This is a genomic window from Streptomyces sp. PTL18 (assembly GCF_059510295.1).
In genome coordinates this window covers 15329-37317 of sequence record NZ_JCAJZO010000004.1, presented here as the reverse complement: position 1 = coordinate 37317, position 21989 = coordinate 15329, and the positions used below count along the sequence as shown (strand labels likewise).

Sequence of the window (21989 nt, the reverse complement as noted above, 5' to 3'; positions counted from 1 at the left end):
CTGTTCCTCGGCTGGGACGGCGCCGGTCGGCGTCCGGTCGGCTGGTGCGCACGGCGGGTGGTCCCCTCCTCAGGCGGGCAGCCAGCGTCGGACGCGGGCGATGAGGTCGTTGGTGTCGACGGGTTTGGTGACGTAGTCGTTCGCGCCGGACGCGAGGCTCTTCTCCTGGTCGCCGGGCATCGCCTTCGCGGTGACCGCGATGATGGGCAGGTCCGCGTACTGCGGCATGCCGCGGATCTCGGCGGTGGCGGCGTACCCGTCCATCTCCGGCATCATCACGTCCATCAGGACCAGTGCGACGTCCGGGTGGGCGAGCAGCATGTCGATGCCCTTGCGGCCGTTGTCCGCGTGCAGGACCTGGAAACCGTGGAGTTCCAGGATGCCGCTGAGCGCGAACAGGTTGCGCGCGTCGTCGTCGACCACGAGCACCGTGCGGCCGCGGAAGGTGTCGTCCACGGGCTGCGCGGCCGGGTACGGGGGCTCCTCGGCGCGGACCAGCGACAGGACGTCTCCGGGCTCCTCGGCGGACAGGTGCAGCGTGATGCGTTCGCGCAGGTCGTCCAGGCTGGACAGGAAGTCCAGCGGCCGGCCCCCGGCACGGGACCGCAGCGACTGCTCCTGGGCCGGGTCGACTCGGTGCCCGGCGTGCACGAGCACCGGCACGCTGGCCAGCGCGGAGTCGCCCTGCATGGCCTGGAGGAACCGCGCGCCCTCGTCGTCCGACATGCCGAGCTCCAGGACGACGCAGTGGCAGGGCTCGGCGGCCAGCGCGCTCGCCGCCTCCTGCGCTCCCGCGGCGGTGATGATGTCGATCGCTCCGCGCGGATCGCCGCCGTCCTGCGCGATGTCCGCGACCGCGCTCTCCGCGACCAGGGTGAGCAGACCGCGCGGGCGCTCCTCCACGACCAGCAGACGGCGCCTGCGCTGCCCGGGCACCTGCTTGGGGCCGGCATCCGCGGGCCGCGCGGGCACCACCTCGGAGGCGGCCGTGTCCTGCGGCTGCTGCGCCGGACGACCGCCGCCCGCCAGTTCCTCGAAGTCGGCGCGCGCGACGGGCAGATGGAGCGTGAACGTGCTGCCCTGACCGGGCGTGCTCTCGACCGTGACGGCGCCGCCGAGCAGATGGGCGATCTCCCGGGTGATGGACAGGCCGAGGCCCGTGCCGCCGTACTTGCGGCTCGTCGTCCCGTCCGCCTGCTGGAACGCCCCGAAGATCGTCTCGAGATGCTGCTCGGGGATGCCGATGCCGGTGTCCTTCACCCGGAAGGCCACGACGGGGCCACCGCGGTGGACACCCGCGGGCACCTCCCGGTCGGTTGCGGGTTCGATGCGCAGCTCGACGCTTCCCTGCTCGGTGAACTTGACCGCGTTCGACAGCAGGTTGCGCAGGATCTGACGCAGCCGGGAGTCGTCGGTGAGCAGGTCGGCGGGAGTGCCCGGCGCGGTGGTCACCGTGAAGTCCAGGCTCTTCTGCGTCGTCATCGGCCGGAACGTCGCCTCGACGTACTCCAGCAGCTTCCGCAGCGGGACGCGCTCGGGGGCGACGTCCATCTTGCCGGCCTCGACCTTCGACAGATCGAGGATGTCGTTGATCAGCTGGAGCAGGTCCGAGCCCGCCGAGTGGATGATGCCCGCGTACTCGACCTGCTTGGGGGTGAGGTTGCGCGACGGGTTCTGCGCCAGCAGCTGGGCGAGGATCAGCAGGCTGTTCAGCGGGGTGCGCAGCTCGTGGCTCATGTTCGCCAGGAACTCCGACTTGTACTTGGAGGCCAGCGCCAACTCCTGGGCGCGGGTCTCCAGTTCCTGCCGTGCCTGCTCGATCTGGAGGTTCTTGGCCTCGATGTCGCGGTTCCGCTCGGCCAGCAGGGACGCCTTCTCCTCCAGCTCGGCGTTGGAGCGCTGCAGTTCCTCCTGCTGGACCTGCAACTCCTCGGAGCGGGCCTGCAGTTCGGTGGTCAGCCGCTGGGACTCCTCGAGGAGTTCGTCGGTGCGGGCGTTGGCCACGATGGTGTTGAGGTTGACGCCGATGGTCGGCATCAGCTGGGCCAGGAAGTCCTGGTGGATCTGGGTGAACGGGGTGACCGAGGCCAGCTCGATGACGCCGAGGACCTGGTCCTCGACCACGATGGGCAGCACCACCAAGGCGCTCGGCACCGTCTGCCCGAGACCCGAGGAGATGGTCACATAGCCCGGCGGCAGCTCCTCCACACCGATGGGACGGCGGTTGCGCGCCGCCTGCCCGACGAGCGAGCGGCCGAACGGGATACGGGTGGGCCGTTCCCCGTCGTCGGGATAGCCGTACGAGCCCACCAGCCGCAGTTCGGGGCCGCGCTCGGTGTCCTCGGCGAGGTAGAAGGCGCCGTACTGGGCGGAGACCAGCGGTGTCAGCTCGTCCATGACCAGCTCGGCGACGACGGGCAGCTCGCGGTGGCCCTGCATCAGACCGGAGATCCTGGCCAGGTTGGTCTTCAGCCAGTCCTGCTCCTGGTTGGCCCGCGTGGTCTCGCGCAGGGACCCGACCATGGAGTTGATGTTGTCCTTGAGCTCGGCGACCTCGCCGGAGGCCTCCACGGTGATGGAGCGGGTCAGGTCGCCCTCCGCGACGGCGCTCGCGACCTCGGCGATCGCACGGACCTGCCGGGTCAGGTTCCCGGCCAGTTCGTTGACGTTCTCGGTCAGCCGCTTCCAGGTGCCCTCCACGCCCTCCACCTCGGCCTGGCCGCCGAGCCGTCCCTCACTGCCGACCTCCCGCGCCACACGGGTGACCTCGGCGGCGAACGACGACAACTGGTCGACCATCGTGTTGATGGTGGTCTTGAGCTCCAGGATCTCGCCGCGGGCGTCGACATCGATCTTCTTCGACAGGTCGCCGCCCGCGACCGCGGTCGTCACCAGGGCGATGTTGCGGACCTGGCCGGTGAGGTTGTTCGCCATCGAGTTGACGTTGTCCGTGAGGTCCTTCCACGTGCCCGCCACGTTCGGCACGTTCGCCTGGCCCCCGAGGCGTCCCTCGGTGCCGACCTCGCGGGCGACGCGGGTGACCTCGTCGGCGAACGCGGACAGCGTGTCCACCATCGTGTTGATGACGTCCGCCAGGGCCGCGACCTCGCCCTTGGCCTCCACCGTGATCTTCTGCGACAGGTCGCCGCGCGCCACGGCCGTGGCGACCTGGGCGATCGAGCGGACCTGGCCGGTCAGGTTGGAAGCCATGACGTTGACGTTGTCCGTCAGGTCCTTCCAGGTGCCCGACACGCCCCGGACGATGGCCTGGCCGCCCAGGTTGCCCTCGGTGCCGACCTCGCGGGCGACGCGGGTGACCTCGTCGGCGAAGGCGGAGAGCTGGTCGACCATCGTGTTGATGGTGTTCTTCAGTTCGAGGATCTCGCCGCGGGCGTCGACGGTGATCTTCTGGGAGAGGTCGCCCTGGGCGACCGCCGTCGTCACCTGGGCGATGTTGCGGACCTGCGCGGTGAGGTTGCCCGCCATGAAGTTGACGGAGTCGGTCAGGTCGCGCCACACACCGCCGACACCGGGCACCTGGGCCTGGCCGCCCAGCCGGCCCTCGCTGCCGACCTCGCGGGCGACGCGGGTGACCTCGTCGGCGAAGGCGGAGAGCTGACCGACCATCGTGTTGACGGTCTCCTTGAGCTGCAGGATCTCGCCGCGCGCCGGCACGTCGATCTTCTGGGACAGATCGCCCTTGGCCACCGCGGTCGCCACCTGGGCGATGTCGCGGACCTGGGTGGTCAGGTTGCCCGCCATGGCGTTGACCGACTCGGTGAGGTCCGCCCAGGTGCCCGAGACCCCCGGCACCTCCGCCTGGCCGCCCAGCCTGCCCTCGGTGCCCACCTCGCGCGCCACGCGCGTCACTTCCGAGGTGAACACGGACAACTGGTCCACCATGCCGTTGAAGACGGTGGCGATGTCGCCGAGCAGCCCCTCCCCGTCGGAGGGCAGCCGGGTGCCGAAGTCACCGTCCCGCACGGCGGTCAGCCCGGCAAGAAGTTGCCGCAGCTCCTGCTCAGCCGGGCCCCGATCGACGGCCTCGGTCGTCCTGCCGGTCATGCGCACCTCGTTCCGCTCCCCAGGAGTCCTCACGTCGAGGACTCGGAACCGCGCCGGGTCGTCGGCCTTCCCAGGCCCCGGGCCCTGCTCATCGACCCGCATTTCCGCAGTTCACGGATCTGCCCGATGAGAAAATCCGTCGCAGGTTAACGCAGTCGGCCCGCGGCGAACAAAGCGTCGTGGGAACTTCTCGGCTCTCTGGAACAAGGCCCGCCGGGCAGGCATATGAAGACCGCTCAGGGGTACTCAGCGAAGTTTTCGCTGTGATGGCCGACAGGACGGCCTACGGGCCTGGCCTGTCCACTAGATGAACAGATTGCCCATCATCTGGAATGCCGGGTTGCGATCCAGCTCTCCCCGCCCGCTCCGTGCGCCGCCGCACGGCTGGTTCCCCGTCCCCCGAAAGCGTCATGACCGCCCGCCCTGGCGTGCGCCCTGCCCTGCGTCCTGCCGTGTGCTTCGATGGCGCTCGCGGAGGATCGCCGGAACCATCAGTCCGGCGACCATCGCCACTCCCAGCGCGTATCCCGGCCACCACGACAGCGAGCCGCCGGTCGAGGTGTTCGCGATCCCCGGGTCGTCCGGAGCGCCGGCCGACGGGGCGGTCGGTGCCTGAGCGGAGGGGGTGGCGCCGACGGCGGTCAGGACGACGTCGTTGCCGTCGCCGCCCCGGTAGCTGATGCGGTAGGTGGTGTCGGCGAGCTTCACCCTCGCCCCCTCCCGCAGGCCCGTGAACGTGCCGTCGGTCTTCGTACGGCCCCGGTGGTCGATGACGGTGATCTGTCGGGCGGACGGTGATCCGGCGGCCGACAGGTCGAGGCCACCGGCCAGCCGGACCCGGCCTGTCACCTTCAACGGGCTGTCACGCGGGACCAGTTGGCCCGCGGCACGCTGGGTGTAATCTCCGGTCACCGTGAGGCCGCCCGTCATCGTGCCGTCGTTCGTCACCGGCCCGGTCACCGTGCCCCGGCCGGTGAGCGTGGCCGCCACCCGCAGGCCCGCCGGACCCGCGTCGAGGCGTGCGCCCTCCGTCGTGAGCCGGATCGCCTTGCTGCGGGCGAGCGTCGCACCGTCGCGCAGGGCCAGGGTGCCCTCGGTGACGGTGGTCGCGCCCGTGTAGGCGATACCCGCACCGGTCAGCGTGGTCGTCGCGGCACCCGACTGCACGAGCGAGCCGCTGCCGCCGATCCGGGACAGCGACACGGGTGTCGAGGTGTTGCGCACGACGAGCGTGCCGTCGTCGACGATCCTCCGCCGTTCCGTTCCGGCCATCAGCGAACCGTCCCCGCCCGGCTGCCCCGAACCCAGCCGCAGCACCGCCCCCTTCTCGACGGTCGTCGACCCGTCGTAGTACTGGCGGGCCGCGAACGTGACGTCGTTGCCGCGCGTCCCCGCGATGACGACGTCCCCGGCGCCGGGCGCGGCCAGCGTGTCGTGGTACCGGCCGCCGCCGATGGGGGCGCCCAGCGTCACCGGGCCGTTGTAGTCGAAGGTGAGCAGGGAGCGCCGGCCGCTCGCCTCGTGCAGGTTGATGTAGACGGTGTCCTTGGTGCCCGGCATGAAGATGCGGTGCGTGGTCCCGTCGCCCCACCGCACGTTCGCGCCCTCGATGTTGGTGCCGCGCTTGTTCACCCGGTGCGGCAGGGGCCGCCAGTTGAGGCCCGGGTCACTGAGCGAGGGGTTGCTGTCGCCGCCGCGGTCGCTGTAGCTGTACTGGCCGGTGAGCACGACGCTGCTGCCGGGCCGTGAGTGGACGTTGACGTCGCTGCCGTACTCCCTCTGGAAGAAGTCCTGGCGCAGGGTGATCGTCTGGTTCAGCGGGGTGTCGATGATCCAGGAGCCCCGGTTGAGGATCGCGCGGGCGTTCGGCAGCGCGACCGGGAACTCGGGGCGGCCGGCCGCCGTGCCCGTGCCGTTGTCGATGACACCGGAGAAGGGGTGTGTCCCGGCCAGGTCGAGGGTGCCCCACATGGCGCGGGGCTGGGTGACCAGTCCCGCGCCGCTGATGGTGCCGAGGTTGAAGGTGCGGGTCAGGGACAGGCGGAGCGTGCCGTCGACCCGGATGTTGAGCTGGTTGAGCCGGTAACCGGGGGTGCGGTACGGGAAGTGGCCGATCAGGCCGCTGCCGCCGCCGGTTCCGTACTGCAGCGTCGCACCGCGCTCGACCGTGATCGCGGGCGGGTCGGGGTTGGTCACGGTGGTGTACGGATGGTTGCCGCCCAGGGTGGTGACGCGTTGCCGCTGCCGGGCGGCGGGCAGGGTGAAGTCGCTGTCCTTCGTGAGGACCAGCGTGCCGCTGCCGCGCACGGTGAGCGTGCCCTCGCCGCGGAACGACCCGCCGTAGGTGGTCGTTCCGGACGGCACGGTCACCACCGTGTCACCGGAGAGGGTCACGTCCCGGCCGGCGAGCACGTCCGCGGTGACGTCACGGATCCCGGCCGCGGACGCGGGGGGAGAGGTGAGCGTGAAGGCGACCGCCGTGAGGGCGCCGACGGCCGCTGCTGTCCTGTGGATATGGCTGCGCACGGTAGGGGGACGGGCGGACGGGGGCGCCGATAACAGAAATCGGCAAGCGGTTTCCGGCTCGTCGCTCCAGACCCGTGGACCTCCCGATGGCACCCACCTACCTTGGAGGCTCTCGTCGCGGGGTGCGCGACCAGGGTGGCGAACCGGTCCTGGTGACACCGATCGTCCGCCGCTGGTTCAATGCGGACGGTACGCTGAACAACAACACCGCGCTGCTGGTGAACGGCATCGGCGTGGACCACCCCGCAGTGATCCGGTCGGTGGCCGCCGCCGGGCACGTCCCGCTGATCGACCTGACGGCCAGGACCAAGGCGCTGGTGGAGTCGCTGGGCGTCGAGGGCTCCAAGTCGCTCTACCTGTACAACGAGAAGCGTGACGACACGCACACGTCGGTCCATGGCGCGACTGTGTACGCGGGTCTGGTGCGCGAGGAGTTGGTGGCGCAAGATCTGATACCGGAGGGTCTCTCACGTTAGGGGCCCGTCCGAGTGGGGAACTCGTCGGCAGTCCCCGTCCGAAAGCCCCTGGGGCGTCCCGACCGGAACCGGGGCGCCCCAGGTCCGCCGTCTGCACAGGGCGCGGGCCGCCCCCGGCGTTCGGGGACGCTGCCGAGCCGTTGCGGCAGCTCATCGGCGACGATGGCCTCGCTGTGCCCGGGACGCGGCCGGGCCCGCCCCGGGAGCAGGGACTCGCATCCGCGACCCCACTTCCCATAAGGGTTTGACGAAGTCCTGTCGGATGCCTTGACACCCCCGGGCGGGTGCGGCGAGGCTCTCGCCCGAAAGGTGATCGTCCGAGCGTGACAGCACGTCAGGCTCCCATGGCCTCGGTTCCGGCCTGCCGCTGCCGCCCCAGGGCGCCGCAGGTTCCTCCTCCCCCGGTACGCGGTTTTCGCGCGTCCGCACGCCGCCTCCCCCCACCCGCACAGGAAGGTCCCCGCACATGTTCCGCTCCGCCCGCAGGGCCGCACAGCGCACCGGCAGGCTCACCCGCACCGTCATCGCGGCGGCGGTCGCCCTGAGCAGTGGTGCCCTCATCGGCCTGGCCGCCGCCCCGGCGTCGGGCGCCGACCGACCGGCCGCCTCCCTCGAACCCGGCCAGTTCAACGGCGTGAACTGGGCCGACCCCCGCGACAACTACGCCAACGACCCCGTGGTCCTGTCCGGTCTGAGCCTCACCGACGACTACGCCACCACCTACGCCAAGGCCAGCGGCGTGATCAAGGGCTTCCGCACGAACCTCCGGGCGAACACGGTGCGGCTGCCCATCAACCCCTACACCGTGAACGGCTCGTACTGGAGCTCCTACCGCGCCGTGATCGACGCGGCCACCGCCCACGGCTTCAAGGTGATCCTCGGCTACTGGGAGGGCACCGGGGCCCAGAAGGACGGCCTGGTCGACAACCTGCCCGACTTCTGGCGCATGTGGGGCACCGTCACACGTGCCTACCAGCGCAACCCGCTGGTCTACTTCGAGCCGATGAACGAGCCGCACGGTTACACCGCGGGGGCGTGGGCCGACCTGGTGGCACAGTGGATCAGCAGCTACCCCTCCGTCCCCAGGAGCAGGATCTTCGTCAGCGGCTCCGGCTACAACGACAGCGTCGTCAGCGTCTGCGCGGACCACCGCCTCGACGGCACGTACCTGTCCCTGCACCACTACGGCTTCTGGAAGCAGAGCGCCACCTACTCCGAGTGGGTCGGCGACCTCAAGGCGCGCCTCGGCACCTGCGCCGGGCGCACCGTCGCCGACGAGTTCGGCGCCCCCATGACGACCGGACTGAACTACAACCAGCCGGCCGCGGCCGGCAGCGACCCCAACTCGGTCGCGTTCATCCAGGCCGACACGGACGTCTTCCGGCAGCTGCACATGGGGTCGGTCTACTGGCCGGGCCTGCGCACCGGCGACACCTACAGCATCCAGACCCTCACCGGCAGCGGCACCCACCTGGGCCTGGCCACCACCAACCAGTCCGGCGCGGACCGTCTCGCGTGGGCGTGGGGCAAGGGGCACCCGGCGACCGAGCAGTGACTGGTGCCTGTTGCGGCACCAGGGGGTGTTTCGAAAGTCCCGCACAGCGCCCGCGGCGCCCGATGCGGGACTTTCGAACCCCCTAGGAGCCGGTGAACCCGGAGGAGAGCAGGGCGTCCGCGAGGCGCTCCGCGAACTCCTGCGGGTGCTCCACCGCGCCGACGTGGCCGCCCGGGAACTCGGTGAACGCGGCACCCGTCAGCCCGGCGGCCGTCGCGGCCGTGCGGTGGAGGAGCCCGCCGCGCGAGTCGACGCCGGCGGCCACGGTGAGGTGTGCGGATGCGGCCTTCAGAGCGGCCAGGTCCGGTGCGTACGCGGTGAACGCGGGCAGGACACGGGTGAGGAAGATCCCCATGGGGGTGGCCGACTCCTCGCCGGGCGCGGGCGGTCGGCCCTCCGCCGCCTCGGCGGTGGCGGGCCTGCCTTCCAGCCCGGCGGCCAGCCGGGCCCCGGCGGCTTTCATCCCGGCCGCGCGGTAGGTGTCGCACACCTCCGCGAACATCGCCCGCTGCCGGGCCGCGTCGGCAAGCACCTCCACGACGGGCGGCTCGTGCGCGACCACGTGCGCCAGCCGCTCGGGGTGACGGGCGAGCAGGTCCAGGGCCGCGATGCCGCCGGAGCTGAGGCCGAGGACGTATGCGCGGGCACCCTCGGGGAGCACGGCTTCGAGCACCCGGCGTGCTCCGTCGCTCCACGCTTCCACCCGCTGCTTCGCAACCGGCGGTCCCAGGTGGCCGTGCGCGAGGCCGAGCGGGTCGTAGGTGACGACGGTGAAGCGGTCGATGAGGCGGTCCGTCATGCCGTCCAGCCCCATGGGGTGTCCGGCCCCACCGGGGACGACCAGCAGGACGGGGCCGGCGCCGCGCACGTCGTGGTGGAGGTCAGTCACGGTCCTTCGTCTCCTCGCGGGGCCAGTTCGTCAGAGTGATGTGCAGGGCCACGACCGCCTTGTCCCAGGACGCCTGGACGTCGCGCGGAGCGCCGAATCCGCCGACCGCCTCCAGGACGCAGTAACCGTGGAAGGTACTGCGCAACAGGCGTACGGCATCGGTGAGATCGGGCTCTTCCAGGCCGTAGGCGCGCAGCATGCCGTAGGTGATCTCGGCGGTGCGGCGCAGGGCGGGGGAGTCCGTGGCGAGGGCCTGGTCGACGCGGATCTGGGTGGCGGCGTACCGGCCCGGGTGCCGGTGGGCGTACTCGCGGTAGGCGCCCGCGAACGCGGCCAGCGCGTCCCTGCCCGCGCGTCCGGCGACGGCGGCGGCGATGTGGTCGATCAGCTCACCGCCGGCCAGCAACGCGACGCGGGTGCGCAGCTCCTGGAGGTTCCTGACGTGCGAGTAGAGGCTCGCGTCCCTCACACCGAAGTGACGGGCCAGCGCGGAGACGGTGACGTTCTCGAAGCCGGCCTCGTCCGCGAGGTCGGCTGCCGCCGCGACGATCCGCCCGACCGTGAGACCGGCACGGGGCATGGGAGCTCCTCACCCTTACCTAGGGGTCCTAGGTAACAGCCTAGCTCATTGAACCTCGGTGGTCTGCGCGGCGGTGTGGTGCTGTCATGGGGGGAGGAGGCGCTGCGGACGCCGACGGAGGCCGGCGCGCGGTACGCCGGCACCCGGATGTCCGACCGAGACCGCCTCGTCGCACAGCGGAGGAGGCCGCCATGCTGCACCGCCGCTCGGTCGGTGACGTGATGACCGAGGAAGTGATCACCCTCCGCCCCGACACACCGGTCCACGAGACCGCTGCCCTGCTGGACGCGAACGACATCGCCGCGGCGCCGGTCGTCGACGACGACGGCGCTCCCATCGGCATGGTCTCCGCCTCCGACGTGCTGCGGCACGAGACGGGCATGCCCGATCCGCGGGGGAGGGGCGGGGACGACGAGCGTGCCTGGGGCAAGGCTCGGGCGCGGACGGCGGGTGCCCTGATGAGCAGCCCCGTCTTCACCGCCCGCGCCGACTGGACGGTCCCCCGGGCCGCACGGGAACTCCGCAGGCGGCATGTCAAGCAGTTGCCGGTGGTCGACGACGAGGGCCTGCTCACCGGCATCGTCAGCCGCAGCGACCTGCTCGACGCCTTCATCCGCTCCGACGCCGAGATCCGCGGCGAGGTCGAGCAGGACGTCCTGGGGCGCATCCTCGGCCTGGCCGAGGGGACCATCGCGGTGGAGGTCCATGACGGTGCCGTCCACCTGCGGGGCCAGGTCCCGGAACCGCGTCTCGTTCCGATCGCCGTGGGCCTGTGCCAGGGAGTCGACGGTGTCGTCACCGTGAACGCCCGCCTCACCGCCGCCCGGGCGGGTTGAGCCGGGCCCGCCAGCCGGCGGCGTCCCGTTCGGCGAGCGCGGCGGCCCATCGGCCGACCGGCGGACGAGGGGGCGCAGAGCCTGGTGGGCGACCTCACCGGCCGGGCGCCGGCCGTACCCGCGTGGGCGCCGGGTGCGGTCGTACGCGTCACCGTCCTGTCGCCGCCGGCGGTACACGGGCAGGGGAAGGTGCACCCGTCCCTGCGGAACCGGCCCGGGACGCGGCCGGACGACCGAACAGCCGTCCGCCCGCGGAGGTCCCAAGGACCGTGTCCGTCAACTGGCCTCCGTGAACAGGAAGGAGAACTCAGCCGGCTCGGCCCGCAGGAAGTACTGCGGCAGCGGGCCCGGACCGCACGACTGGGAACCGATGCCGTGCTGGCCGTGGTCGAGGTTGACCCACACCGTCTCGCCGGGCGTGAGGTCGGTGCGGTGCCGGGCGGCGTCCAGTTGTTCGGTGGTCCAGCGCCGGGCGCTGAAGAAGAACTCCGGGTCGCCCTCGATGCGCAGCCCGCCGATCTCCGCCCAGCGGACGTCGGCGCGTGCGCCGTTCTCCTGCGGGCGCACGTACGGCGTCTGCAGCCCGTCGACGGTGGACTCCCAACGGCCCAGCCGGGACGCCGACCTGGTGTCCGGGTACGCCTCGCCGGGACCGCCGCCGAACCAGGTGACCCGGTCCGCCGAGCCGGACAGCCCGAACCGGATGCCGAGCCGGGGCAGCGGCACCGTCCAGTCGCCCTCCGGCGTGACGGACACGGTCAGCCGCAGCCGCCGGCCGTCCGACGTCCAGCGGTACACGGTGGCCAGGCCCGCGTCCCGGGCGGCGGGCGCCACCCGGGTCCGTACGGTCAGCGCCCCGTCGCCGTGCTCGACCGCGTCCAGACGGTGCCGCACGCGGTGCAGGCCGAGCCTGCGCCACATCGGGCCGTAGCGGAGGTCGGTCTGCCACTCGGCACCGTCGTCGTTGTCGGTGGTGGCCCGCCACACGTCCAGGCGCAGGCCGGCCACGTCCACGCCTGCGACGGACTCCAGCGCGCCCGTGCGGGCGTCGAAGGTGCCCGGCCCGAGGGTGATCCGGCCGCCGGTGAGGACGGGAGCCGCGCCCGCGGCGGCCGGGACGGGCACACGACCGGAGACGGGGAACTGGCCCCATGCCACCAGGTGGCCCTTCGCCGCCCACGCGGTGTCCGCCGCCAGTACCGCCCGTACGGTCCACAGCGTCTCACCGCCGCGCACCTCGGGCGGTTCGGGCAGCTTGACCTCCGCCGACTCTCCGGCCGCGAGCACCGGCACCGACAGGGAACCCCGCTCCACGCTCTCGCCGTCGGCCTGGAAGGACCACTCGAAGGCGAGCGTGGACAGGTCCGCGAAGTCGTGGACGTTGCGGATCCGCACCGTACCGCCGTCGCCGTCGCCCTCGAGGCGGACCGGCTCGATCACCTTTTTGAACTCGATGAGGCCCGGCGACGGTGCGCGGTCCGGGAACAGCAGGCCGTCGCAGACGAAGTTCCCGTCGTGCAGTTCCTCCCCGAAGTCGCCGCCGTAGGCGTAGCCGAGCTCGGGGTGCTCGATGCCGTGGTCGATCCACTCCCAGACGAAGCCGCCCTGGAGCCGGTCGTACGACTCGAACAGCCGCTGGTAGTCGGCGATGCCGCCGGGCCCGTTGCCCATGGCGTGCCCGTACTCGCACAGGATGAACGGCAGTTCGCGCCGCTTGTGGGTGCCGCCGTCCAGCGCCCGGCCGATCTGTTCGACCTCGGCGTGACCGGCGTACATCCGCGAGTAGATGTCCGTGTCACGGCAGTTGATGTCGCCCTCGTAGTGCACCAGCCGCGAGGAGTCCCGGCCGCGGATCCACTCGGCCATCGCGGTCAGCCCGCGCCCGGTACCGGCCTCGTTGCCCAGGGACCAGATGACGACCGAGGGGTGGTTCTTGTCCCGCTCGACCATGCGGGCGGCCCGGTCGAGCAGGGCCGGGGTCCAGCGGTCGTCGTCGACGGGGTTGTCGCGCCAGGCCTGCTCGACGAAGCCGTGGGTCTCCAGGTCGCACTCGTCGACGACCCACAGGCCGTACTCGTCGCACAGGTCCAGGAAGGCCGGGTGCGGCGGATAGTGCGAGGTGCGCACCGCGTTGATGTTGTGCCGTTTCATCAGCAGCACGTCCTCGCGCATGGTCGCGAGGTCCAGCGCGCGGCCCTTCGCGGGGTGCCACTCGTGCCGGTTGACGCCCTTGAACAGGACGGGCTTTCCGTTGACCTTGATCAGGCCGTCCTCGAGGACCACCGTGCGGAAACCGATCCGCAGCGGCACCCGCTCGCCCTCGGTGACGAGTTCGCCGTCGTACAGCTCCGGAGTCTCCGCGGTCCACGGCTCGACGGGTACGGTCACGGACTCACCGGTGGCGACATCGATGTCGAGCGCGGGCACCGTCACCCGCCCGTCCACGTCCGAGTCGACCTCCAGGGTGCCCTGGCCGGTCGTGTGGTCGTAGGAGGCGTGCACGAAGAAGTCCAGGACACCGCCCGCCGGACGGTGCAGCAGGGTGACGTCCCGGAAGATCCCCGGCAGCCACCACTGGTCCTGGTCCTCCAGGTACGAGCCCGCCGACCACTGGTGGACCCGGACCGCGAGCACGTTGCCGCTCGGCTCCAGCAGGTGCCCGACGGCGAACTCGTGCGGCAGCCGGGAGCCCTTGAACTCGCCGATGTCCGTGCCGTTCAGCCAGACGCGGGCACAGGACTCGACCCCGTCGAAGCGGAGCACGACCCCGCCGTCCGACGGCCAGTCGGACGGCAGGTCGAAGACGCGCAGATGGTCACCGGTCGGGTTCTCGGTCGGCACGCGCGGCGGGTCGACCGGGAAGGGATAGAGGTGATTGGTGTAGACGGGCGAGCCGTGCCCCTGGAGGACCCAGTGTCCGGGGACCGAGACCTCCGCCCAGTCCCCCGCGTCGAATCCGGGCGCGGCGAACGCGCTGTCCTCGGCGTCCGCGGTCGCCGACAGCCTGAACCGCCAGTTTCCGTTCAGGGAGAGGGAGGCGGCGTCCGAGGACGCGTACCAGGCACGCGGCGGCAGGGCCCCGCTGCCCGGGGAGACGTCCTCGACGTAGTCGATGGAGGCAGGGGTGCGGAAAGTCATCGGTCTCCCAGGTCAGCCCTTGATGCCCGTCTGCGCGACCCCCTGCACCAGCCAGCGCTGCAGGAAGAGGAAGACGAACACCAGGGGCAGGATCGAGATGGCGGTGGCCATGAAGATCAGGTGGTAGTTGACGGTCTGGTTGGTCATGTACGAGGAGAGGGCGACCTGTACGGTCCAGGCGCTGGGGTCCTGTCCGATGACCAGCGGTCACAGGAACGAGTTCCAGCCGCTGATGAAGGTGATCGGGCCATGGTGGTGAAGAAGTTCAGGGAGTTCGGTACGACGATCCGCCAGTACGCGTCGAGTAGCCGAGCCCGTCCACGCGCGCCGCCTCCTCCAGCTCCTTGGGGAACCCCGGGAAGTACTGCCGGAACAGGAAGCAGGTGAAACCGCTCGAGACCGTGGCCGTGCTCAGCCCTTCGGGCCTCCGCGCTCCCCGGCTCTCGACTTCGCTCGAGCGGGGCGACCCCCGTGCGCCCTCGGCACCGGCGCGCCCCTCTGACTGACGGACTGGAGTGCGCCCTCGAGGGCGAAGGTCGCGGCTCCGAGGCACACCGGATCGGTGGGGATGGGGGACAGGACGATCTCGGTGGCGGCGAACGGCCGCTTCAGGGCATGCCGGGCGACGGCCTCGCGCACCTCGTCCAGCAGCGGCTCGCCGAGCGTGGCCGCGACCCAGCTGCTGAGCACGACCACCTCCGGGTTGAACAGGTTGACCAGGTCGGCGATCCCGGCGCCGAGGTAGCGAGCGGTGTCCCGCACGACCTTCAGCGCGATCGGGTCCTGGGCGGCGACGCCGCGCGCGAGGGCGTCGATCGTGGCGGTCTGGTCCTCGGGGTGCAGCAGGGGGCTCCGCGGGCTCAGCTCCCGCAGGTTGAGCATGATGCCGGGGGCGCCGACGTACGTCTCCACACATCCGTGGTTGCCGCAGTGGCACAGCCGCCCGTCCAGTACCAGCGTCGTGTGGCCCCACTCGCCGGCACTGTTGCTGACGCCGCGGTGCAGGCCGCCGCCCAGCGCCAGGCCGGCGCCGACGCCCGTGCCGAGATTGACCACCACCGCGTCCCCGTGCCCGCGGGCCGCGCCGAACCACAGCTCGGCGACCGCGCAGGCGCGCAGCGGGTTGTCCAGGTACAGCGGGTAGGCGATGTGCTCGGTGAGCAGGTCGAGCAGCGGTACGTCGTGCCAGTCCCAGTTCGGGGCGTACTCCGACACGCCCCGGTCGCGGTCGACCTGGCCCGGGACGCTGACACCGACACCGAGGACGCGGGCGCCCACCACCCCGGACTGGGTGACGACCGAGCCGACGGCCGCGGCGACATGGGCGACGACCTGCTCGGGTCGGTTCTCGCCGGGGCGCATGTCCTCGTCGGCGCGGGCGAGTATGTTCAGCGCCAGGTCGAACAGCTCGACCCGGACGTACGTCTCCGCGATGTCGACGCCGATCAGCGCGCCCCCGGAGGCGTTGACCGCGACCAGGCCGCGCGGCCGCCCACCCGCCGAGTCCTCGAACCCGACCTCGGTCAGCATGCCGAGGTCCAGCAGCTCGCCGACGAGAGTGGCGACCGTGGCCAGACTGAGCCCGGTTCCCGCCGCCAGCTCCTGACGCGAGGTGGGGGAGTGGGCGATGATCTGGCGCAGCACCTCGTAGCGGTTCGCGGTGCGGATGTCGCGTGAGGTGCGCTTGACCGGCACGTCCCCGATCCTTCCCAGGTCGCGCCGAGGCCCCGTGCCTCGGCGCGGAGGAGCCTATGCCCGGTCCCGCCTTTCTACAAGGGCTTAGGAAAGGGGGTGTATGAAGTGCCCCGTGCCCCTGTCTGCCCTTGTCTCCCCGGTCTCACGATCCGAGCACGTCCCGTACGAAAGCGTTCCTGAACTTGCCCGCCGCGTCCAGCTCCGCCGCCAGCGCCGTGAAGTCGTCCAGCCGCGGGTAGCGCTCACGGAGCACCTGCGGTGACACGGTGAACACCTTGCCCCAGTGCGGCCGAGCCTCCAAACCGTCCAGCGCCTCCTCGACCCGCCGAACCACGGGCAGCACGGCCGCCGTGTCCGCGATCCACGTGAAGTGCAGCGCCACGGTGTCCCGCCCGTACGCCGGACTGAGCCACTGCGCGTCGGCGGCCACCGTCCGCACCTCGCACGTCTGCAGCACGGGCGCGACCGTCGCCCGGATCGCGTCGAGGGCGTGCAGCGCGGCCTGCGCGTACGGGCGCGGCAGCAGATACTCGGACTGCAGCTCGGCGCCGCTGCTCGGGGTGAAGTCCGCCCGGAAGTGCGGCAGCCGCTCGTGCCAGGGGCCCGGGACGCCGAACTGCTGGGTGCAGTTGACCGCGGGCATGCCCGGCACCGGGTGCATGGCCTCGGCGGCGGGGGCGGCCCACGGGAAGCCGGGCAGCGGCTGGTCGGTGCGGCGTTTGAGCCAGACCTGCCGGAAGCCGGGGGCACGCCAGTCGGTGAACAGGCTCACGCTGTACGCCGTCGCGGCCACCGCCTCGTGGTCGAGCCCCTCAAGGGGCAGCTCGGTGAAGACGTGCTGTTCGACCTCGTACGACGGCTCCAGGTCGAGGGTGAGGGCCGTGACCACACCGAGCGCGCCGAGGGAGGTCACGGCGCCGTCGAAGCGGGGCTCGCCCCGGGCGATCCGAACGATCGACCCGTCCGCGGTGACCAGCTCCACCTCGCGCACCGCCGAGGCGAGCGAGCCGTTGGTGACGCCGGAGCCGTGGGTGCCGGTGGCCACCGAGCCCGCCACCGAGATGTGCGGCAGGGAGGCCATGTTGTGCAGGGCGAGCCCGTGTTCGTGGACCACCCGGGCGAGCTCGGCGTACCGGACGCCACCGCCGACCCGTACCGTGCGGGCCGCCGTGTCGACGTCCATCTCGTCCGGCAGGGCGGCCAGCGAGAGCAGGGCGCCGCCGGCGCCCGGCTCGGCGATCTCGTTGAACGAGTGCCCGCTGCCGAGCACGCGCACGGCCGCGCTGTCCGCGACGAGCGACCGCAGTGCCTCCAGGGAGTGCGGGCGGTGCAGTTCCCTGGCGGCGTAGGTGATGTTGCCCGCCCAGTTGGTCACGGTCTCGGTCATCCCGTCGTCCCTCCCCGGGGATCGCAGTGGTTACCGGCATCCCAGCCGACGGACACCGGGCGATCAAGCCCGTTCGCCCCGTTCGCGTGACCGGTTCTGTCCGCTTGTCGCTCGGTACACGTCTGATGAAAAGTGCCGAAAGTGGGCAACATGTGCGTCGTGCGGGGACCCGACAGGTCCGGCCGCACGCCGGAGGCATACCGTGGGGAGTCGAGCAACACACGCCGGGAACGAGGAGAACGGGATGGGTGACAGTCGCACCGCGCTGGTCGAGGACCTGATGGAGCGATTCCCGCACGTGCCGCGGGAGGCCGTCTTCAAGGAGGACCTGCTGCGGGGTGGGGTCGCCTTCGACGAGTCGGCGCTGAGCGACACCGCCAACGAGGCTGCCGGCGACGTCAAGCCGAAGTCGTACTTCATCTTCTCCTTCGACCACGGCACCCTGCCGGAACTGGGCGAGGCCGCGCTGCGCCGCCCGCCCGAGGAGATCATCCTGACCGGGGGCCCCTACGGTCTGCGGCGGACCGTCGTCTCCGTACGGGTGAACCCCGCCTCGCCGTACCGGGTCGCCGCCGACGACGAGGGCCTGCTCGGGCTGTACCTCGACGGCAGGCGGATCGCGGACGTCGGCGTGCCGCCCATGCCGGAGTACTACCGGCACACCCTCTCCAACGGGAAGTCGGTGATGGAGGTCGCCCCCACCATCCAATGGGGCTACCTGATCTATCTCACCGTCTTCCGGGTCTGCCAGTACTTCGGCGCCAAGGAGGAGTGCCAGTACTGCGACATCAACCACAACTGGCGCCAGCACAAGGCGGCCGGACGCCCCTACACGGGTGTGAAGGACGTCGAGGAGGTGCTGGAGGCGCTCGAGATCATCGACCGCTACGACACCCAGAAGGCGTCCACGGCCTACACCCTCACCGGCGGCGCGATCACCTCCAAGGTGGCCGGCCGTGACGAGGCCGACTTCTACGGGCACTACGCCAGGGCCATCGAGGAGCGCTTCCCGGGCCGCTGGATCGGCAAGGTCGTCGCGCAGGCGCTGCCGAAGGACGACGTACAGCGCTTCAAGGACTACGGCGTCCAGATCTACCACCCCAACTTCGAGGTGTGGGACCGCCGCCTGTTCGAGCTGTACTGCCCCGGCAAGGAGCGGTACGTCGGGCGGGACGAGTGGCACCGGCGCATCCTCGACTCGGCGGAGGTCTTCGGCGCGCGCAACGTGATCCCCAACTTCGTCGCGGGCGTGGAGATGGCCGAGCCCTTCGGCTTCACCACGGTGGACGAGGCCATCGCCTCCACCACCGAGGGCCTGCGTTTCTTCATGTCGCACGGCATCACGCCCCGCTTCACCACCTGGTGCCCGGAGCCCACGACCCCGCTCGGCAAGGCCAACCCGCAAGGCGCGCCGCTGGAGTACCACATCCGACTGCTCGAGGCCTACCGCGCCACCATGGACGACTTCGGGCTCTCCTCGCCCCCCGGCTACGGTCCGCCCGGCCCGGGTCGCGCGGTGTTCTCCGTCAGTTCGTTCATGGACAGTCTCCCGGCGGACGAAGTCGTGGACGAAGGGGCTGAAGAACCGTCGCATGCGTAACAATGCGATCGTGTGCCCCGCGGGCTGAGTCGCAGCGGGGCCGCGGTCCGTACAACTCCACAGCGCGCAACCACCGGTAACGGCATTTGAATACGCCGCTTGTCAGTTGTGTGGGAGCCGTGAAAGGCTCTGGGCCTGTCGTGAGACGACCCTCAACTCCCTTGCTTTTACAGGTGAGTTGACTTTGCATGTGGAAGCAGTTGACGCAGGAGCCCTCATGCCCGACCTGCCGACCCCCCAGGACGCCGCCGAGGCCGCACTGTTCTCGGAGTGCTGGGACGCGGTCCTGTCGTACGCCGACCTGTGCACGTCCGGTTCGGGCGCCGGCCGGCAGCTGGCCGCCGAGGCCTTCTCCCACGGCATACAGGAGGTCCGCGCCCACGACGCCCAGGGCATGGCCGCCGGGCGCCGCGTCCCACGCCTGCCGCGGATACCCCTGCTGCTGACCGCGGTGCGCACCACCGCCGCGGCCTGGGAGACGGAGGGCAGGGGACACCACCTCGACCCCGACCTGAGGCTGTGGCTCAACTCCGACAAGGCCGCCCGCTACACGGGTCCGCCCCTCCACCGCCCGCTCGCGCTGCGCGGCCTGAAGGACATGCAGGAGCCGGACGCGGCCCTGCTGTGGCTCGCGGAGGTGGAGGCGCTGCCGTTGCCCGACGTGGCCCGCCGGCTCGGCCTGGACCCGGCAACCACGGCCGAGGAACTCGCCCAGGTACGCGCCCTCTTTCGGGACCGTTGCCGGCGCAACCACCTCGACACGCCCATGGACCCCGGCTGCCGCAGCTACGCCCGGCTGCTCGACGCGGTCACCCGCTCCCCGGGCGCGGACACGCCCGAGGACCTCTCCCGGCACCTGGCGACCTGTGTGGAGTGCGCGGAGGCGGCGGCCTGCCTCAGGCTGCACGGCGGCGGCACGCCCGCCGCACTCGCGAGCGGCGTGATCGGCTGGGGCGGGCTCGCCTATCTGGAGCGGCGCCGCCGGGCGGCGGAGGCCGGGCTGCGCGGCGGCCGCACGGACGCCGGCACGGACCGGGGCATCACCGTGGGCGCCCAGGCGCGGCCCCGGATCGGCCGGGCCGGGATCCTCACCGCCGCCGTGATCGTCTCCGCGTTCGCGCTCACCGTCTCGCTGCTGCAGCTGGGCAGCTCGGGCAGGGACGACACCACCGCGAGCGGCGACGTGACCGGCCAGTCGGTCACCGCGCCGGGGCTGTCCTCGTCCCCCCGCGGCCCGTCCGCCGGCCACGGCCCGGCCGGTGCCTCCTCCGCTTCGCGCCCGTCCGGCTCGGGCACGCCCGCGAGGAGCGGCGACTCCGACACCGAACCGCAGGGCACCTCGACCAGCCCGGTGGGCGACCCGTCCACGGCCTCCGGCTCCGACGACAGGGCCACGCCGTCGACATGCCGGGTGAAGTACGAGGTGGTCAACCAGTGGCCGGACGGCTTCCAGGCCACCGTCACCGTGACCTCGACCAGGGCGCTCGCCGACTGGCGCATCGGCTGGACGTTCCAGGACGGCCAGCGCATCACCCAGATGTGGGACGGGATCTACACCCAGGACGGCGCCAGGGTCACCGCGAAGGCCGCCGACTACAACCAGCGGGTCGCCGCGAACGGCACGTTCGCGGTCGGCTTCCTCTCCTCCTGGCACGGCGGCAACGCACACCCGCGCGTCTTCACGGTGAACGGGGCGCGCTGCACGGCGGGCTGAGCCGCCCGGAGACGCCGTGTCTGTCGCCGCGTGGTTGCCGTAATTCGGTGGCGTCGCGGCCTGACCACCCCTAGGGTCAGTGCTGTTCGAGCGGTGACTGGACGTTGCCGCGGGTGACTCGGATTCGTTCGGGAGGTGTGACCGATGGCTGTCGTTGAGATGGGCGCTGCCCGCATCCGGAAGTTCATTCAGTCCACCCCCGTGGTCTCCGGCTGACCTCACTTTTCTCCCGTGCCAGTGGGCGCGGTGCCGGGGCCACCTTGTGAAGGGTCACCCCTTGTCTTTCTCTTCTGCTTCGGTTTCGTCGCACCCTCTCGCCGTCTACGGCTGGGACGAGGGCTGGGAAGCCGAATTCGCCCCCTGTGCCCGGCAGGGACTCCTGCCCGGCCGTGTCGTACGTGTCGACCGCGGTCAGTGCGACGTCGTCACACCGGTCGGCACCGTTCGCGCCGACACCGAGTTCGTCGTCCCCCGTGACCCGATGAAGGTCGTGTGCACGGGGGACTGGGTCGCCGTCGACCCCGAAGGCAGTGACCCGCGCTACGTGCGGACGCTGCTGCCACGCCGTACCGCCTTCGTGCGCTCGACGTCGTCCAAGCGGTCCGACGGCCAGGTGCTGGCCACCAACATCGATCACGTCGTCATCTGTGTGTCGCTCGCGGTCGAACTCGACCTCGAGCGGATCGAGCGGTTCCTCGCGCTTGCGATGTCCTGTTCGAGTGGTGAGGCCCTGCTGCACAAGTCGGCAGTGTCCTGGGAGAGCGGGGCGCAGCCGGTCGTGGTGCTCAGCAAGGCCGACGTGGTGCCGGACGCGACGACGCTCTCCTACCTGGTCCGCGATGTGGAGACCACCGCGCCCGGGGTGCCGGTGCTGCCGGTCAGCGCACGGCGGGGCGAAGGGCTCGACGTGCTGGCCGCCCTCCTGACCGGCGGAACGTCCGTGCTGCTGGGGCAGTCCGGCGCGGGCAAGTCCACCCTGGCCAACGCACTCCTCGGCGAGGACGTCATGCACGTACAGACCACGCGGGAGGTGGACGAGAAGGGCCGCCACACGACGACCACGCGCAACCTCCTCGCGCTGCCGGGCGGGGGAGTGCTGATCGACACGCCGGGGCTGCGCGGGGTCGGTCTCTGGGACGCCGAGAGCGGGGTCGGGCAGGTCTTCTCCGAGATCGAGGAACTGGCGGAGCGGTGCCGCTTCCAGGACTGCGCGCACGCGGCGGAGCCCGGCTGCGCGGTGCTGGCGGCGGTCGAGGCGGGGGAACTGTCTCAGCGCCGCCTGGAGAGCTACCGGAAGCTCCTGCGGGAGAACCGGTGGATCGTGGCGAAGACGGACGCGCGCGTACGGGCGGAGCTGCGCCGGGACTGGAGGCGCAAGGGAGCGCAGGGGAGGGCGGCGATGGAGGCCAAGCGGGGCCGGCGGCCGTCCTAGCCGGGGATGATCGTGCGTCCCCCAGGGCCCTCGCGGGCCGGGGGGCCGCAGGACGCCTCGCGAGAGTACTCGCCGTCAGGCCGCCAGGGGCGAGCG

Annotated in this window: 12 protein-coding genes and 2 pseudogenes; 6 read left to right on the top strand and 8 right to left on the bottom strand. The window is 71.5% G+C overall.

Going from position 1 to position 21989, the window contains the following annotated elements; genetic code table 11:
• Positions 1-69: 69 nt before the first annotated feature.
• Entirely contained in the window at positions 70-4065 is a 3996-nt protein-coding gene (locus AC5WS8_RS09195; RefSeq protein WP_496102818.1) for a HAMP domain-containing protein, read from the bottom strand.
• Positions 4066-4473: 408 nt separating this feature from the next.
• Positions 4474-6591 (bottom strand): autotransporter, encoded by a 2118-nt coding sequence (locus AC5WS8_RS09190; protein WP_496102817.1) that lies wholly within the window; start codon positions 6589-6591, stop codon positions 4474-4476.
• 119 nt (positions 6592-6710) lie between these two features.
• On the opposite strand from AC5WS8_RS09190, the pseudogene AC5WS8_RS09185 reads away from it, so the two are divergent.
• Positions 6711-7067: pseudogene (locus AC5WS8_RS09185) on the top strand (SGNH/GDSL hydrolase family protein); the annotation flags it as partial.
• A 466-nt stretch (positions 7068-7533) separates the two neighbouring features.
• Positions 7534-8622, top strand: a complete 1089-nt coding sequence (locus tag AC5WS8_RS09180) for a cellulase family glycosylhydrolase (RefSeq protein ID WP_496102816.1) — start codon at positions 7534-7536, stop codon at positions 8620-8622.
• 82 nt (positions 8623-8704) lie between these two features.
• On the opposite strand, the gene AC5WS8_RS09175 is transcribed toward AC5WS8_RS09180, so the two are convergent.
• Complete coding sequence (locus AC5WS8_RS09175) at positions 8705-9511, bottom strand: alpha/beta fold hydrolase (RefSeq protein ID WP_496102815.1); 807 nt, start codon at positions 9509-9511, stop codon at positions 8705-8707.
• The gene (locus AC5WS8_RS09170; protein WP_496102814.1) at positions 9504-10091 is read right to left on the bottom strand and encodes a TetR/AcrR family transcriptional regulator; all 588 of its coding nucleotides are present in this window, start codon (positions 10089-10091) and stop codon (positions 9504-9506) included. Before AC5WS8_RS09170 ends, AC5WS8_RS09175 begins: the two co-directional genes overlap by 8 nt.
• A 191-nt stretch (positions 10092-10282) precedes the next feature.
• On the opposite strand from AC5WS8_RS09170, the gene AC5WS8_RS09165 reads away from it, so the two are divergent.
• Complete coding sequence (locus AC5WS8_RS09165) at positions 10283-10927, top strand: CBS domain-containing protein (protein ID WP_496102813.1); 645 nt, start codon at positions 10283-10285, stop codon at positions 10925-10927.
• A gap of 276 nt (positions 10928-11203) precedes the next feature.
• Here AC5WS8_RS09165 and AC5WS8_RS09160 read toward each other — a convergent pair whose 3' ends face one another.
• The 4 genes and pseudogenes from AC5WS8_RS09160 to AC5WS8_RS09145 form a co-directional block, all read right to left on the bottom strand.
• Positions 11204-14065 carry a glycoside hydrolase family 2 TIM barrel-domain containing protein gene (locus AC5WS8_RS09160; RefSeq protein ID WP_496102812.1) on the bottom strand — a complete coding sequence of 954 codons (2862 nt, stop codon included), beginning with the start codon at positions 14063-14065 and terminating at the stop codon, positions 11204-11206.
• A 12-nt stretch (positions 14066-14077) separates the two neighbouring features.
• Positions 14078-14462, bottom strand: a pseudogene (locus AC5WS8_RS09155) (carbohydrate ABC transporter permease); the annotation flags it as partial.
• A gap of 14 nt (positions 14463-14476) precedes the next feature.
• The gene (locus AC5WS8_RS09150; protein WP_496102811.1) at positions 14477-15760 is read right to left on the bottom strand and encodes an ROK family transcriptional regulator; all 1284 of its coding nucleotides are present in this window, start codon (positions 15758-15760) and stop codon (positions 14477-14479) included.
• Positions 15761-15902: 142 nt separating this feature from the next.
• Positions 15903-17147: an FAD-binding protein gene (locus tag AC5WS8_RS09145; RefSeq protein ID WP_496102810.1), complete on the bottom strand. Its 1245-nt coding sequence runs from the start codon at positions 17145-17147 to the stop codon at positions 15903-15905.
• A 244-nt stretch (positions 17148-17391) separates the two neighbouring features.
• On the opposite strand from AC5WS8_RS09145, the gene AC5WS8_RS09140 reads away from it, so the two are divergent.
• From AC5WS8_RS09140 to rsgA, 3 genes are all read left to right on the top strand, one after another.
• A complete protein-coding gene (locus AC5WS8_RS09140) occupies positions 17392-18747 on the top strand; it encodes a radical SAM protein (protein WP_496102809.1) in 1356 nt (451 codons plus the stop codon).
• A 217-nt stretch (positions 18748-18964) separates the two neighbouring features.
• Positions 18965-20461, top strand: coding sequence for a cellulose binding domain-containing protein (locus AC5WS8_RS09135; RefSeq protein ID WP_496102808.1), 1497 nt, complete (start codon positions 18965-18967; stop codon positions 20459-20461).
• Between the two features lie 277 nt (positions 20462-20738).
• The gene (rsgA, locus tag AC5WS8_RS09130; RefSeq protein ID WP_496102807.1) at positions 20739-21893 is read left to right on the top strand and encodes a ribosome small subunit-dependent GTPase A; all 1155 of its coding nucleotides are present in this window, start codon (positions 20739-20741) and stop codon (positions 21891-21893) included.
• Positions 21894-21989: the final 96 nt, after the last annotated feature.